The organism is Pseudoalteromonas ardens (genome assembly GCF_030125445.1).
Taxonomy (GTDB): domain Bacteria; phylum Pseudomonadota; class Gammaproteobacteria; order Enterobacterales; family Alteromonadaceae; genus Pseudoalteromonas; species Pseudoalteromonas ardens.
Window position 1 is genome coordinate 1,133,244 of sequence record NZ_JASJUV010000001.1, and the last position, 16,496, is coordinate 1,149,739.

Here is a 16,496-nt window from a genome sequence, read left to right on the forward strand (position 1 = left end):
TTCTCTTGTTCCTTTAATGAGGAATTGATTGTTGAAAAAGTAACTGTTAGAATCCCGCTTTTTGATAATTGGGAGCGTAGAGATTTCCCAAAACAACTGTAAGTTAGGTGCCTAATATTTATGAAAAAACTGCTGTTCTCAGTGATTCTTTACAGTGCTTTGTACTTTGCATGTGCAAGTGCAAGTGCAAGGATAAGTAGTATAGAGAAATTTGATAATTTTTATGCTCTCACACCCGAGCCGGCTGACTCGGATAGTGCTAAGTTTCAAATCGACTCGCTTGCTCTTGGAAAACCATTGCTGATTTACAATGGGGATGCGAAGAAGAACAAAATACATATTCAAACATTCTCCCAACTTATAAACACGAAGATTAGAATTATTGGACATCCAGCTGATTTAGTCATTTCCAGTTTTGATGGAATTAGTTGTATGAGGTGTGACTTCGATAATGTGAAAAGAGTTAGTCTTGTTAATGGATCTTATAATGGTGATTCTATATATACCACTCCCTACGGTGCTGTATTGAATATAGGTGTTAGTGTTGGGGAAATTTATGCGCCAGGTGCACAATCATTAGAAATTTACACGTCAAAATTAACGACGTCCGAATCATCATTAATTGACTTGAACTTGAAGGCGACTAATCATAAAGGAGAATACTTGGTTGCGAATGAGAGTGGTGATGTTGAAGTGGGTACTGGTGGCTTATCTCTTTATATAGGGCAGTATACTGTTGATTATAATAGTGGAAGGGTAACGAAAAATCATAATCATTCCATTGATTTGCTTATGCATGGTTTTATCCGTTTAGATATTCCAAAGGTGAATATAAAAGGTGTTTATAAGTCAGCTGGATTTTCGATCGCATCTTCGCTAGAAGTAGAAATAGATAATGGAACTAAGATAAATACATTAACTGAAGCTTTATCTTCCAGTAACTCGGGTGATGGAATATATGTTCCAAGTGAAGGCGTTTCTATAACTACTGTTGGAGATATTACAGTTATCGATTATTCGGACCCATTTTCACCTCATCGGGGGCGTCCTATGGTTATTAATCCTAGAGTTACGAACTCAGGTTCAATCATGAGTGATAAGAAAGTTGAAGTTGTTACTGCGGGAAGTTTTACGAATAATGGTTTGATTCTTTCCGGAAAAGCGTCTCTTTTTGCAAGGCATGGTGTTTTTAATAACGGTGAGTTAGAGGCACATCATATTGAAGTTGCTGGAGGAGAGTTTAATAATACAAAGAATGTAAACACCAATGAACTGGTCGTTGAAACAGAGAGGGATATCGTGAATGCTTATGGCGGTGTCATAAGAAGCCATTCTGTAACATTTAAATCTTTGAAAGGTATCGTGGCCAATGGGGTGAGAAGGAGTGGTCAATCGATTTCAAGCTCCTGGGGGTTGCTTGAGCTGGAAAAAGACCATGAAAAGTTAAATCAGGGTATATATCATTTAGTCAAAGATAAAATAAATTATAGAAATATGCCGGATCTTTCCGCGAAAGTTTTTGCGAGTAGAATCTCTGTTTCTGCAAAGGCATTCGAGAATATTAACCCATATTCTTTGAGTAGAGGAGCTAATGATTGGAGCTCATCAATCAAAGTCAGCTCTTCACGTTCTAACTCTGTGATATTTCAAGCAGAGAATAACCTTGAAATTGATGTTGAAAATTACATCTTAAACTCATCTGCAATACTAAGCCTTAGTCAAAGTGGTACCTTTGACATAAATGCGAATAAAGTATTTAACGAACGTTATCATTTGGATGTAGACACTGCTTACTATTCTGGTTTTAGTGTAACTAATGACTCGAAAACCCAAATATATGCTTCCGAAAAAGGTAATAAATCGAAGGTTGTTAATTACTCTCCACCAGGAAGAATGATTGTTTTTGGAAAACTCAGAGTGAGTGATGGCACAAAAAGCCCAAGATCAACTCAGGAGTTTAATAACCTGTTCTCCTACGTAGAAGTATTTTCAAAAGCATATTTTAACAATCTAAAGCTAACGTCAGTTGGTTTGCAACTGAGCTCAGACACGTTTGCTGCGACATACGCTGATACTAAGTATTGTCAATCTACAGGCCTTTGTAGTTCCGAAGTGATAGAAACTCAAGTTGAAGCTGAAACGCTGCTGTCATTTCATGGTGGTGTGTACGGTGTAAAAGAAGATCTTCCTAGTTCTGCAGATTTAGACCTTCACAATGTTAACGGTCTGGAAGCCGATAAAGCAGCAGCTGGGAAAAAATATATGGCGGCATTGGAATATAACTGGGGTCCTAATGAATACGCTAGTGTTACGTCATTTTCTGTATCTGGAGATATCTTAAAATTTTGGCTTTACACATGTCGCAAGGTACTTATAGCAAATACTGACGATAGTTTCAGAAGGAGTTGTAGTAAAAAAGAGCACACTGTTGACTTGGATAAACTCCTAACCGACTCAAATAAAGATAAATTTGTTGGTAACACAGGTTTAACAATTACGCAGATAGAAGAAAGACTTGATAAATATATAAGTGGTTTGAAACATGAAGATAGATCAAGGCCTCCTTATGATACTTGGTTGCCATACACCGCATTTAAAACGGCTTATCAAATAACAACAAACGATACTATGGTTGAGTTTGCTTATAAAGTGAGTGGCTATATGGCCTTACATGATAACTTACTTCCTAATTTGAAGAGATGCGAGGAACGTAAAGTTAAGTGCCTTCGTGTCAACGAAATTGATAGTGGAAAAGTTCTAATTTCAAAGTTGCCAGAATAAGCTAGAGTTATAATTATGAGAAATAGAAGTGAAAATTGGGGCTTTGAATATAGAGTTCCTTTTTGGAAAAAATCCGTAGCTACGCTTAATATATTTTTATTGCTCTGGCAGGTTATGTTGCCGAGTATTGCGTTTGCTATGACAAACAACCAAATAAGTGCAGAGTTGAGGAGTCCTCAATATACTCGAGTTTATAATGGTAATGGTCACCTTTATGTTAAGTCTGATTTTGTTGATAATAAAGTCGTTAATTCATCAGTTCAGAATATAGAGAGTTTTTTTGAAAAATTAAAAAATTCAAATAAGTCGTCACTTGAATCTCCGCTTATGGTGCCGATAATGTCAGGCGGTATCACTATCGTTCTTCCAATATACCTTTTATCTGAGAGAGTTGGCGATAGCTTTGTGCAGTCAAGGTTTGTTCGAGCGCAAGTATATAATCAATTGAACCGAAATTTGTTGATTGGCTACACAAGTGAGTCAAATCAGATTAATGGTTTATATAATAATGCCTATCTATTCTCTAAAACAGGTAAGGTGACATTTGGTAGTGCGGTCACTCAGGCGCAAGTGAATGCTTTTGGTTCCAACTTTATTTGGCCGGAAATGCGCACAGTCGGTGGTCGAAAAGTGCTTGTACCAATATTGCACTTAACCGATTCTACCATTACGGCTCAGACGGTAAACGGTCATCAGGTTGAGTTTCATGGTAACTCTAATGAGTTTAGAAATATTACTATTAATACTGGCAATCTTTACACTTATGGTAATGCAATTATTAGAGCCGCGAAGGATGTATCTGTGGTGGAAGGTGCGATTATTGCAAATGGTGACCTAAATATTGTTGCAGGTGGCACAGTTTCAAATTTGTCGAGTAATTTTTCGGCGAAAGAGAATATAAATATATTCACAAATGATTATGTACAGAAAACACTGCTTCATAGGTATGAGACGCCTTATTCTCAAGGTACACACTTCGGAAAGATTGCCCGCTTAGAAGGCAATAATATATATATCAAGGCGAGCAATGATATTGTTTTGGAAGGAGCCTCAGTTTCTGGAAACAATATTGAATTTAACGCAGCAAATAACATTATTCTTAAATCGGCGCAAGCTACTTCATCTTCAAGCTTTTCTTCACCTCGTTTTTCTGAGGATGTTGGTACTGTTGAAAACCTTATGACGGAATTAAGTGCAAAAGACAGTATTACGTTGATGGCAGGTGGTAATGTAGAGCTGTATGCATCAAAACTCCATGCAGATGAAGGCACAATAAACATTCTTGCCAGAAATGGTATTTATATCGCTAACGAATTTGATGAGTTTCAATCAAATCGTTCGAAAAAGTGGGGTAAAACCTCGGTTCAGGAACAAGAGTTCGAGACGATAGCTATTCGTTCTGCACTTGAAGCTGGAAAAGGAATAAAGATAGCTTCTGATTTCGGTGAAATAACACTGAAAGCAGCAGACATATCTTCTGCTGTTGGTACTGAAGTAGACGCTCGAAATGGTAAGCTTAATCTACTGCTCGCGAAAGAACATAACCATTACTTCTATAATAGAGTCTCTAAATCAACATGGAAAATCGAAACCGAGACAATTCAAAACACTTCTGATACAGCTGTTTATAATGACATCGTTGGTGGGTTTAAAGCCACGGCCTCACACGGGATCAAGTTAGAGTTGGGTCAGTACCAGGGAGAGACTGTACAAGAGATTATCGGTGGATTCGCAGGGTCTAGCTCTTTGGGTTGGATGGAAAAGATATATAGAGATTCTGAATTTGCCTGCCCGTCAGCCTCTGAGCTTGCAAACTTTCCACTTAGCATAAGAAATGACCCTGAGTTTGCTAAGTGTTCAGGCAGCTTGTTGAACGTAACTTTTCAGAAATTAGAGCGTATAGAAGTTCACGAACGTACCAGCTCCTTGTCTCCAGCTGCTATGGCTGTTATTGCAATTGCAGTCTCTGTTGCAATGGGACCTGGGGGAATGGGCTGGACCGGTGGTCAAGGCTCGATTGCCGCAAACTTCGGGGCACAGACTGCATCCGGGGCTATTACGCATACAGCGACAAGCGCGATGATCCAGGCAGCAGCGACCACTATGGCTACTCAGGCAGCAACAAGCCTTGCAAGTGGTAAAGGCTTAGACGGTACGATCAGAACAATGTTGTCTTCAGATGGTATTAGGTCTTTAGCTACAGCGATGGCCACAGCAGGGATACTGAATAGTGAAGCGTTCAAAAGCCTGAAATTCTTTGATAATGCTGGATTTGGGAGCACGCTATTTGAAGGTGAAAAAGCGATTCAACTAGCTAATCAAGCCGCTGATGCAGTGATGGCTTCTGCCGTTCGAGCAGGTGTTTCGACAATCGTTGACGGTGGTAGTTTAAGTGATTTTAGTAAGTCATTAACTCAATCACTTGCAACAACAGCGGTTAATGCGCTGGGTGACGCCATGGCTAAGGAAATCGGAATTAACTTTAAGAAAGGAGAGGTCAACAATTTAGTCAGATATATTGCACATGCTGGTGCGGGTTGCATCAGAGGAGCGCTGTCGTCAGAAGTTGCCAATGCTAACGGTGGCCATGGTTGTGCGTCTGGTGCTGGCGGTGCAGTCATTGGTGAGCTGACTGCGGATATATACAAAGCAAGCGCAATTAATGAGTTACTCGAGGAAAACAAAGCAATAGCTGATAAGTTAAAAGCGCAGGGTAAAACCCCAGAGCAAGTTCTTGAGTATTTCCGTTCTGATGAAGTGTCTAGCGAGCTTAGTAAGAAAGTTGATCTATTACTTGCTACTGGAGTGGATTATGCCAAGTTGTCGGGTGCATTGAGTGCATTTGCCGCACATGGCGATGTTGACATTGCGGCTTCTGCTGCAGAAGGGGCTGCTGCGAACAATGCTGTTTTCCTGGTACCGGTATTCTTGTCGGTTTTGAAAGCTGTCGACGTTGCCTTGACTGCAAAAGAGTTGTGGACGCTCTATCGTGCAGCAAATGGTGATCCAACAGCGCTTGCAAAAGGGTTGGCTACTTTCCTTGGAGAAAGTGCATTAGAACGTGTTATTCCTGGTTTCAAAACAGCCGATGAAATGATCGACTGGTTGAAGCGCAATAACTATCTTAATGACAAGCTGGCAAAACAAATCAAAGATATCTTTAACGATAATCGACAAGAAGGTGGAAACGTCGACTTACCTTCAGGGCTACTGAAAGAAGTACAAGTACCCGTAGGGAGCAAAGGTAACTGGGATAAGCGAGTCAATGGTAAACTTGAAGCAGACACCAAATATGTATTGAGCAATGGTCACAGCTATACGACTGACGCACATGGCCGGGTAGTTTCTGTTTCTGGTGAAGCCGGGAAAGGAGTTAAGCTTGACAGAAACACCTACCAACAGTCACAAACCGGGCACGAGGGAAATGCGCAGAGCCATGAGTTACACGATGGTGGCCATTTAATAGCCACCCACTTAGGCGGTGCCGGTGATAAGATCAATCTGGTACCAATGACCCGTGAGCTCAATCGCAAATTGTACCGCACAATGGAGCGTGAATTGGGTAAGGCGTTAAAAGATGGAAAAGATGTGTACGTTGATATTCAGGTCGGATATCCTGACACTCCAACTGCGACACGACCAAATATTTTTGTGGTTCGCTCTATTGTTAACGGTGTTTCAAAAAGATACACATTCAATCAATAACTTCAGGTAATGCTAAAGAATGAATACAGAACAAGCATATAATATTCTGGGAAACGTGCTCTTCGCACATTTTGATGCAGAAGAGAAGTTTGATAAATTGGAAATGATATTAGAAATTGGAGACGGTGCTACTGCTAGTACTGTATGGAAATATTATGAAGGTCAGCAGACAAGTCCACCGCTTCATATAGATCTGCCTTTGCAGGCAAGTTTAGATTTGAACAGGGCAGCCTTTTTCCTTCGTGATAACCTGCTTGAAACGACGGGCGAGCAGATCTGGGGATTAACTTTTACCCTTTTCCAGGACAGCAGCTTTAACATAGAGTACACCTATGAAAAGTCGGACTGGTTAAAGGGCGATGAGTAAGCCAACGGCCTATCGAGCTGAAATTTAAGATAAATTATGCCCGTAATTACGGGCATTTTTTGTCCGTTTTAATCTACATTCGGTTGTGGTAGTAAACGTTCTCTATAGACCACGTTCGGCAGTGTAACTCCCAGATTGGGCTGTAAAGCAACTTGGTGTTCTGAAAGAGCTTCCTTGTTAAAGGGTGTGACATATATTAAGTCCATAGAACAGGCTCAAAGTTTGGTGTTATTGGTTTATATAAAGAAAGAGGCTGAGCTTTTGGCACATTACGGTATGTTCAAGTTAGTTTAGAGCATCAGGAGGTGTGATTGAGCTACTTTCATAATATCAACTTCTGAAGCTAATCTGGCTAAATAAGATAGTATATTAATTTTCGATCTTACACTTTTTGAAATGTTTTTGGTTTATAGTTGTTTAAGTTTGTTTTTAGTGTGCCGAATTTAATTTTTTGATTTTAAGGTTGATTATGAGGAATGTTATATTTTCATTGGTTTTAATCGCATCTGGAGCTGCAAATGCGGTAGTACATGTAAAAGATGCGGTAATTGAGAGTGTTTATTGTGGTTATGTCGATACCTATGATATGTGCTCAGTTTTATTTACTTCGGATACAGTAATGCATGGGCAGGAAGGAAGTTGCCATACTTTAGCAGCCAAACGTATGCAGTTTAAAGGTGACACTCCTATGGGGCAGGCTCTGCTTTCACTGGCGTTGACCGCACATGCAACTAAAGCCAAAGTTGATGTATATGCTAGGGAAAATTGCACAATCTATCCTGGGTTATCGGACGTAAATTTCATCACGATAAAATAAAGCCTGGATTTGTCTAGCGCTTTTTCCTGGCATCATTTGTATAGCCAAAAGCAGAGTCGGCCCATTTGATACGGTCGACAACGCAATTAGTATCACTTAAATGGGTCGTAGTTTTTTAAGAACATATATCGGCTCTTTGGTTGGTTCGTCAGTTTGCGCTAGTAAAAACTTGGTGTATTTTCTTAAGAAGAATTCTGTAGAATCACAAAATAAACTATTTTTGGTTATTTTCTTTTTTATTATTTGTGCTCTTATGATTGGTTAAGTTATTGAATGTATAGTGGCTTTTTAAATGTTTTCCCTTTGAAAAGCCATGACTTTCTATTTATTTCCCATCAGTGCACTCTGACTTAAAGTTATTGAATAGATTAAAGGTAATGCTTATGAAAATCTCAATAGTTATATTGTTTGCCACTTTTTTTACGTCACTGTCATATGCCTATGACGGTTGGAGCAGGGGCTCTATTGATAAGATCCGTATCCAGGGTAGCCAAATACTGATCACTCAGAGCGATGCAACTAATCCTGGAAAATGCTCAAATACGGACTATCTGTATCTGAAACAAGATGGACAAATGCACAACATAAACATGTTCTCAGCGTTACTTACGGCGTATGCAACTGGTGGGCAAGTTCAGCTTGCTTTAAATGGGTGTACTGGAGATGGAACAAACGGCTATCCGTTTATCTCTGAAGTGTGGATTCAGTGATGTCCAGTTTAAGGGGGCTATTTTATACTGGCGTGCAGGTAGCACGCTGTCTGCTCTTCTGTTACGTTCCATGGATTGATGATATTTAATGATGCAAAGTTGTACTCTTCTGTGGCAACCCTGTTGAAGCCAGAGATATTAAACGGCTATATAGCCACGACGGAAGGCTCATCATGATATTGCGTGCACGACACACAGGCAATGGGTTACGCACTATGATGTAACCTCTGCAAACAACCTTGCTCTGGCCACCAGCTTTAATAAAGGCCCAAGCCGTATTGTGTGGTTAGAATATCAAAGCTGTGTTTTTCTGCTCCCGGTGACGTTTTTACTAGATTGATATATCGGTTATTCGCATGTAGCCGAGGTTACCGCTGATATCCCCACAGATGCCAGTGAACCTTACCGGGATCTCGGCCATTTTCGCCGCTAAAGCGACGGACATAATTGAATTTGCACCCGCTTCACTTTCCTTAATATAGGCAAACTTTGTGCCCGGGCAACCCGGTGCGGACCAGTCATTTTCTTTAGGTGAAAAATACAGGTAGGCGTCCCCCTTGTATAGTTGCACTCTTATATTCTCTATCGGCAGTGTCTGTGTATTAACACTGTCTCCCACCGCCGCAAAGATGGGCAGGCAGAAAAAGCCCATTAAAATTAAAAATAGTTTTTGCATAAACTAATATTCCAGAATTAACCATACAGGGTTCAGCGTGGTAGTAATATATCAGGGTGTCAATGTGGTAAGCAAACAGTAAGCACTCAAGAATGGTAACCTGGCAAAGCAGGGCTGTTTACTGTCGCTTTATGCTTGTCTCATTCTGTCGATACCCATTAAAGGTTATTGAGCTCAGCGGCATAGGAGATGGCATTGACTTCGTGTTGCATCAGTTCGATTAACTCTCTGGCTTTCTTTTTAGTGATTGATGTAATGAGCCTGACGCGTTTGTTGCAGAATAACTCGAACAACATGCCGACCCGGGCTGCGTGAAAATCAGAGGTAATTACATACGCATTGTTGTAATCCAGGCTGTTCAGAAGCGCACTGGTTTTTTGCGCATCCTCGAATGTATTGGCTGACGATATCCCCTGAACAAAGTGGAGCGGCTGGGTAAGCTGGCCGTCGATGTAGCGTCGCATATATTCGTAGTGTGGCGTTGTTGTGACGTTAAAGTGTGCACCAAAGCCACCAGTAAGCACACACCGGATCTGATGCTTGCTAAGCACTTCAATTGCTTTGTCTGCCCGCTCTTTCGCCAGGCTGGAAAGCACGCCGCTATCATCATTGGTGCAACCTAATACAATCAACACATCTTTGTTTGTAAACTCCATTCCTATCCTCTTTGAACCTGGGCCATGTCTTTGAACAATTTAATCTGGTCGGGTAATAGTACTTAAATGCACAGTACAGATCACCCACCCTTGTTACATGAGGTGTGTGACAGTCATTTGTAACTATGTTTATTTTTATTGTTTTTATTTTTGCATCATTCAGGTGGGTGGCAGCCTGTATATTTTGAAAGAAGCACCTGAAATATATCCTGACACCTGGCTTTTAGGATAAAAACTCTAGTAAATTCAAATAAAAACACGAGCTAAACTAAAGTGCTAATTTATTACCCAAAACATAAACGAAAACCTCATTTACCACAAAAAGGTAATCTTGAAAGCAAAATGTAAAGAAAAAGATGTATCTTGGCGGGGTTGCGCAACATATGTAGAAATGAAATTTTAAAATTCTAATAAAACAATGAGGAAATTATGAAGTTTAAATACGCTGCAATGTTGAGCGTTATCTCTGCGATTACATTGTCACCTGTTGCAAATGCTTACCTGTATAAAGATCCTGGCTATGTAGAGCGTAATGCGCGTTCGATACAAAAGAACAAAGTGATTGGACAGTCTCATCAGTATCGTGATCAGCAGGGCTGGATGTACGTTGATCAGGTGCAAAATGGTGCTACACAAGGTTTTTATCAGGCTGGAAACTGGCTAAAGCTGAATAACCGTAACTTTAAAATGTCAATCGGGGAGCTGGAGTTTTCGTTTAACCCCAGCAAACTGGATTGTACACAAGGCATGAGCTTTAATTTTACTGTTGGTGAAGATACTGTCGCAGCCTTTAAGCCAAACTGTGACGATCTGTTAGATGCTTCGATCACCTATCCTGTCGAGTATTATTTCGATCTGATCCCTGAACCCATTAAGCCTAAAGTTGAGCTGCCGCTTGACCCTCTGGGTCTGCTTAAACTAGGCGTTAAATTTGGTGCGGGTATTGAAGCCGGTGCTGAATTTACCGTGGGTGGTGTGATTGGTGGACATGGCAACGAAGAACCCTTTGAAGTAGACGGGGTAAGACGTCCAGATTACGTCTATGCTGCTGTAGAGCCGTTTGTAGGCGGTGTAGTGTCTAGCTCGGCGTATGGATCGTTTGGTCATGGCATCTCTGAAGCCGGCGTTAAAGGTAAAGTTAATCTACTTAAAGTGAAGGGCAAGGGCTATGTAGAAGCTGGTATCCGTCGCATTGTTCAGGATGAACAAGTGATTGAACAAGGTTTCCTGGAGCTCAAGGTAAGCACTAAACTGACTGGTGGAGATGGCAAGATCCAGGCCTACTGCAAAAAACTGTGGGGGTTGTTGCAGTTTAATGTGGATGTCCTGAAATGGGACCCGCTGTATACGCGTGAAACCGTATTGTACGAATATGCAAGCCCTGTATGGGAAGATCTATAACCCCTGGATGTTGGTGGCCTGAATAAGGCCACCGTTTTGAGATAGCTTTATGAAAAAAATAACGATTACGCTGGCTTCTTTTAGTCTATTAGGCATTTTGGTTTTCGTGGCAAATTTGTCATTTAAACAGGCCTATCAGAGCCCAGACGCTGAAGCAGTGCGCACCGCTGACTACAAGTATGTCAAGAACCAGGAGCATGTCTCTGGATATCGGGTCCATATACAGTCTGCTGTATTGAGTGACAAAGGCACTGCGTTTGCTCACTCTGATTTAACATGGAAAATGTACTTTCATCAGGCTTTAGGGAATGCTTCAAGGTCTGCCGCGCTGCTAACCGATATAGAGTTTGTCTCTGATAACAAAGCACAGTACATGCCGCAGCAGTTACCGTTTTACTTTTCCTATGACGGGCAGCAATTTGTACATTCAGATCTGTTGGGATTAGCTCAGTCTCATCCGTTATCCGTGTTGCCAAAAATACTGGATCTGATGAGCTATTCACTAACAGAAACGCTAACCTTCAATGATGCATTGGGATCAACGACGTATCGCTTTGAGCAAGAGGGTAATGCCATTGGCAGAGAAATTGTGAGGCAACAAAGGCAAACCAATAATAAAGCGCAAGAAAGCTGGTTACTCACATTAAAAAATGCCGATCATACTATGATCAATCAGCCAGGCCCGCTCACGCTTGAGTACAGCCACACGCAAACTTTGCAGCAAAACACGCAACAGTATCAAATTGTACAAACTGTGAAAATACAGCCTGTAGAATACCAGCCATTTGCTCTGGCCAACTGGAGCGCCTCTCATAATGCGAGTGTCCCTTCGTTAGATAATAACCAGTCTGCACCGATTGCGATCACAGCGGAGAACTTTATGGCACAGTTGGAGCTGTTAACTGGTTCTTTGGATCCCATGCTGGCAAAAGAAATTGGGAAATTCATGTTAGAGAACTACGATCATAGCACCATTAAGGCCTACCTGATGGAGCATGCTGGTCTGAACTCCGCATTGATCTATTCGTTGCAAAAAGCACAGACACCGGAGGCCGAACAAACCCTTGCTGACTTGCTGATTGAACGCGATCTTGACCATCCCACTTTGCAAAAGGTCGCAATGGCACTGGGCAGAATCGAAAATGCATCTAATATTGCATTTACCAGCCTGCAAGCTGTGGCAGACGATCATTCTGACCAAACATTGTCAGGCGTTGCATTGCTGAGTATTGGCACGATGAATAAGTTTTCGCCAGCTCAGTCACAGCAGGTGGCGCGACTATTGGAGCGCAAATTGTCCGAGCCGCAACAGCTGCCAACAGCCATTTTGGCAATCGCAAATAGTAAAAACCCTGCTTTGGTGAACAAGCTACCCGAATATCTAAATCACACAGACGGACAAGTCAGGCGTAATACAATCAAATCGTTGGCCAACAATGAAGCCTATCAGGACCAGGTTGTCACCAGCCTGACTGGTGCACCAGATGTGAATACAGTGGATGCGTTTGTCAGGACATATCAGCGGGCTGATTACGCGTTATCAGAGGAGAATATCGGCAAACTGACGGCGTTTTATCAGGCTACAACGCATCCAATAATCAAAAAACGACTTGCTTCGATCCTCCAACATTAGTCATAGTGGGGTCGTGTGTTTATGCCACTCTTTTAGCAATTAATAAACGCTAAAGAGTGGCCAGCTAACTAACGTCTGTTCATCCAGTCATTAAGACTGCACGTAATATCATGTAATACCAAGCTTACCCCGGGCCTTCTAACCTTTCATCACTTATTAAACGGTCAATATGAGGAATAAACCGATGAAAGATGTATTTTTTGGACTGGCAGAACAATACGACACAGGCAGTATTCCCAACGTAGCAATTAATGCTTCTGGTCAGGTACTGGAGGTACACAAGAACGAAGAAGGTTATAAGCTTTACTATCGGTTTGGCAACTTAAATAAAGCGACTGTAAGCTGGGGATCCAGTCACCACTATGATGACGGTAACACGCCTGCCGTAGCAATCAACAACCGCGGTGTTGCGGTTGAAGTGCATAAAAACCAGGCAGGTTCTACGCTGTATTATCATGTCGGAGATGTGTCTTCAAACGACGTAAACTGGCATAGCTCTCATAAGTACGACAGTGGTATTGAACCGCATGTTGCAGTCAACGACGATGGTATAGTGGTAGAAGTTCACAAGACTCAAAGCCCCTTTAGCAACGGTCTTTACTATCACGTGGGACAGGTAAACGGGAGCAAAGTTGATTGGCATTCCAGCCATGAATACGACTCAGGTTCTGTTCCTCAGGTTGCCCTAAATAATAATGGCTACGTCGTTGAAGTGCACCAGTCTCAAAGCAAATCAAAAGTCTGGTATCACGTGGGTCGAGTGAATGGCAGCAAAATTGACTTTGGTAGCAGCCATGAGTTTGGATCGGGTACGGCGCCAAGTGTCGCGTTAACCGACGATGAAATGGTGATAGCAGTATGGAGTCAGGGCGGCAAGCTTTATCAACGCCAGGGCCAAATTAGAGGCACTCAAATTGACTGGCAAAGTGACGCTGTTGAATTTGATGATGGTCAGCGTCCTTCTGTTGGCATTGCTAATAATACTGCAGTGCAGGTGCATCCTTCAGAAACAATTTTATACGGATTGTGGTATTCCACCTCCATGCTGACAAACCGGGCTTCATGGATGCAAGACAGGTTAAGTGAACTGGGTAACAGAACCATATCAGAATTGGCTCTGCCAGCTTCTCATGACTCTGGGATGTATAAAGGTGGACTCGCCGTCTTTGGCAAAACGCAAGACTTGTCAATTAAAGGTCAATTAGAAGCTGGAGTCAGGTACTTCGATTTGCGTCCCAAATGGACAGGCAGTAAGTTTGTTATTCATCACGGCCCAATTACCGGGCCTGACTTATCAGAGGTACTGTCCGACATTTGTGCCTACTGTGAGCAAGGTCATAAGGAACTTGCCATCCTTAAGTTTTCTCACTTTGATGGCATCAATAGCGCTAATTACCCGGCATTTCGTCAACAAGTCGAAGACGCAATAGGTTCATGGATGGTTAAAACGAAACCTGAAGGCAAGCGTTTAGCTGAGGGCACGCTCAGTGAATACGTAAACGAGGGTACGGCAATGATGGTCGCCATTGGCAATGATTTAGCGATTGACCAGCCGCAGCAAGGTTTTTGGGTTTACAAAGACTGGGATTCGGAAGCCGTTGCTCAAGCTGATCTCACTGTATTTGATGAGTATTCAAAAACCATTAGTTTTAGTTCGATGAAGAAAGATCAGTTTGAGAAATTCGAGAGATTTACCGGCAAATGCGAAAAAGATCCAAGCGTGCCGTGTGACCTCTTCTTACTCTCATGGACACTTACCCCGCCAACTGCAGTATGGCCGGTCTCCAAAGAAGCAAACCGGGCATTAGGTAGTGCAATGGTCGAGCTGCCTGAGAAAAATCAGTACGGCAAAATAGTTAATTTGCTGTATGTCGACTATGTCGAATACGCCCGGGCGACCGATGTGGCAATAGCGCAAAACAACACAAACCAGCTCTAAGAGTTCGCCAGGCTCATCGGGGAAGGAAATTAGACTTTTCCTTTCCCGTTTACGAGCAGCGCAACAATTAGGTGTTGCGCTTTAAACCGAAGGTACCTGGTCTTTTCGTTCTTACCCTCTCCATTCATCATTGCAGAACACGCTGATCATGCCTTTCTTAGTGTATGGAGTAATTGTACTGCAAGCTCCTCACAAGGGGCGGCCTCGTTGTTGGGATTGAAGTGCTATTGTGAAGAGACATAAACAGACTAAGAGAATGAAAGATGAACACAGAACAAGCATACAATATTCTGGGAAACGTGCTTTTTGCCCACTTTGACCCTGACGAGCCGTTCGATAAGCTGGAATTGATAATGGAAATAGGTGATGGTGCCACTAGTAGGCAAGTTTGGAAACATTTCAATGGGGTGAACACTCAACCGATTGGAAAAAGACTACCTTTGCAAGCGGGGGCCGATTTGCGCAAAGCCGCCTTTTTCCTTCGTGATAACCTGCTCGAAACAAGCAATGAGCAGATCTGGGGGTTGGTTTTTACCCTCTACCCGGATAGCAGCTTTAATATAGAGTACACCTATGAAAAGTCTGACTGGTTAAAAGGCGGGGAGTGAGCGTACTGCAGGATTAGCTAAATTTTAAAACTAAAATGCCTGACTTTGCGGGCATGTTTGCTGATTCTCGACTGGTAACTGTCTACCGTCAGCTTGCTCGCCGTTGCAGCCAGAATGCGGCTTCATGCCAGCGCTGCTCTTGTTGGTAGAAGTATTCTCTTTGGCTGAGGTAATTAATAAACTCATTGCCTATGTATTGTCGGTACTCAGCCAGTGTAGTTGGCTTGTTATCCAGCCAGTCTGCGATGGCGTGTGCGGCTTTAAGCCCGGTTGCCAGCGCTTTGTAAACCCCCTGAGAGCTGATGGGGTCATAGCAGGATGCAGCGTCGCCAACGGCCAGCCAGCCATTGCCTGCCGGTGGATTAAGCAAACTGGAGGGGGTTTTCCAGTAGTGTAAATGCGCAGGCGGGGCGAGGCTGTGTACGCGCTCTGCCACATGTGCGCTCTGATGTAACAGGGCGAACCAGTTTTTTGGGTCTTTCAACCCATGCTCTTTGGCGATATGGGCATCGGTTGTCAAACTGACCACCAGCTGGTTGTTTGGAATAGAGGCGCAATACCACCAGCCAAGGTCGATGGCCTCAAGCAAAGTCAGCTTGAGTGTATTTAAGTCGGTATCTTTGCAATCAAAATAAGCGGCAATGCTTAGCATCGTATCCTGCATTTTGGGTTGGGCGCCAAACCTGCGGGCAACAATGGCAGACTGACCAGTGGCATCCACCACAAAGCGACATCGTACAGGCGGCTGGTCGTCAAAAGATAACTGGAATGGATGGAGCGTGTTGTGCTCAACAGAGACAGACGCAAAACGCGTTTCACAGGCAAGGTGACCCCCCCTTTGTTTAAACTGATCTGCCATAAACTGGTCAAAGCGACGTCTGTCGAGATGCCAGCCCGCGCCATAGGGGTTGAACAGGTTATCATTAAACCCCAGTTGTGCGCTGCCCCAGCTGGAGAAACTGCCCAGACAAGGTTCATGGTCTTGCTGTTCAAAGGCATCAGCAATGTTCAGGCGTTGAAATAATTTACGGGTGTCAGGCGGAATACTCTCACCAATTTTAGGTTTGCTGTAGCTACCAGCTTCGGCAAGGAAAACCCTGCCGACGCCGATATTTTGTAGCGCGATCCCTGTGGCTGTCCCTGCCGGACCACCACCCACAATGGCCACGTCAAATTCCCTGCTGTCATCAATCGCGCTCATTA

12 protein-coding genes are annotated in these 16,496 nt (G+C 42.8%); 9 read left to right on the forward strand and 3 right to left on the reverse strand.

Going from position 1 to position 16,496, the window contains the following annotated elements; genetic code table 11:
- Positions 1-120: 120 nt before the first annotated feature.
- From QNM19_RS04200 to QNM19_RS04220, 5 genes are all read left to right on the forward strand, one after another.
- The gene (locus QNM19_RS04200; protein ID WP_049862952.1) at positions 121-2,781 is read left to right on the forward strand and encodes a hypothetical protein; all 2,661 of its coding nucleotides are present in this window, start codon (positions 121-123) and stop codon (positions 2,779-2,781) included.
- Positions 2,782-2,796: 15 nt separating this feature from the next.
- Positions 2,797-6,486, forward strand: coding sequence for a DNA/RNA non-specific endonuclease (locus QNM19_RS04205; protein WP_082225299.1), 3,690 nt, complete (start codon positions 2,797-2,799; stop codon positions 6,484-6,486).
- Positions 6,487-6,505: 19 nt separating this feature from the next.
- Positions 6,506-6,853, forward strand: a complete 348-nt coding sequence (locus tag QNM19_RS04210) for a hypothetical protein (RefSeq protein WP_049862954.1) — start codon at positions 6,506-6,508, stop codon at positions 6,851-6,853.
- Positions 6,854-7,322: 469 nt separating this feature from the next.
- On the forward strand, positions 7,323-7,670 hold the full coding sequence (locus QNM19_RS04215; RefSeq protein WP_049862955.1) for a hypothetical protein: 348 nt from the start codon (positions 7,323-7,325) through the stop codon (positions 7,668-7,670).
- A 383-nt stretch (positions 7,671-8,053) separates the two neighbouring features.
- Positions 8,054-8,380: a hypothetical protein gene (locus tag QNM19_RS04220; RefSeq protein ID WP_049862956.1), complete on the forward strand. Its 327-nt coding sequence runs from the start codon at positions 8,054-8,056 to the stop codon at positions 8,378-8,380.
- A 331-nt stretch (positions 8,381-8,711) separates the two neighbouring features.
- Here the strand turns inward: QNM19_RS04220 and QNM19_RS04225 are convergent, their stop codons facing one another.
- Both QNM19_RS04225 and QNM19_RS04230 read right to left on the reverse strand, forming a co-directional pair.
- Entirely contained in the window at positions 8,712-9,056 is a 345-nt protein-coding gene (locus QNM19_RS04225; RefSeq protein WP_049862957.1) for a hypothetical protein, read from the reverse strand.
- Between the two features lie 158 nt (positions 9,057-9,214).
- The gene (locus QNM19_RS04230) at positions 9,215-9,712 is read right to left on the reverse strand and encodes a YdcF family protein (RefSeq protein ID WP_049862958.1); all 498 of its coding nucleotides are present in this window, start codon (positions 9,710-9,712) and stop codon (positions 9,215-9,217) included.
- Between the two features lie 429 nt (positions 9,713-10,141).
- Here QNM19_RS04230 and QNM19_RS04235 point away from each other — a divergent pair, with 429 nt between their 5' ends.
- The 4 genes from QNM19_RS04235 (at position 10,142) to QNM19_RS04250 (ending at position 15,293) form a co-directional block, all read left to right on the forward strand.
- Complete coding sequence (locus QNM19_RS04235) at positions 10,142-11,113, forward strand: hypothetical protein (protein ID WP_049862959.1); 972 nt, start codon at positions 10,142-10,144, stop codon at positions 11,111-11,113.
- A gap of 49 nt (positions 11,114-11,162) precedes the next feature.
- Positions 11,163-12,746: a hypothetical protein gene (locus QNM19_RS04240; protein ID WP_049862960.1), complete on the forward strand. Its 1,584-nt coding sequence runs from the start codon at positions 11,163-11,165 to the stop codon at positions 12,744-12,746.
- 184 nt (positions 12,747-12,930) lie between these two features.
- Positions 12,931-14,685 (forward strand): PI-PLC domain-containing protein, encoded by a 1,755-nt coding sequence (locus tag QNM19_RS04245; RefSeq protein ID WP_049862961.1) that lies wholly within the window; start codon positions 12,931-12,933, stop codon positions 14,683-14,685.
- Between the two features lie 263 nt (positions 14,686-14,948).
- On the forward strand, positions 14,949-15,293 hold the full coding sequence (locus QNM19_RS04250) for a hypothetical protein (RefSeq protein ID WP_049862962.1): 345 nt from the start codon (positions 14,949-14,951) through the stop codon (positions 15,291-15,293).
- A gap of 88 nt (positions 15,294-15,381) precedes the next feature.
- Here QNM19_RS04250 and QNM19_RS04255 read toward each other — a convergent pair whose 3' ends face one another.
- On the reverse strand, positions 15,382-16,494 hold the full coding sequence (locus QNM19_RS04255) for a tryptophan 7-halogenase (protein WP_049862963.1): 1,113 nt from the start codon (positions 16,492-16,494) through the stop codon (positions 15,382-15,384).
- Between the last annotated feature and the right edge of the window lie 2 nt (positions 16,495-16,496).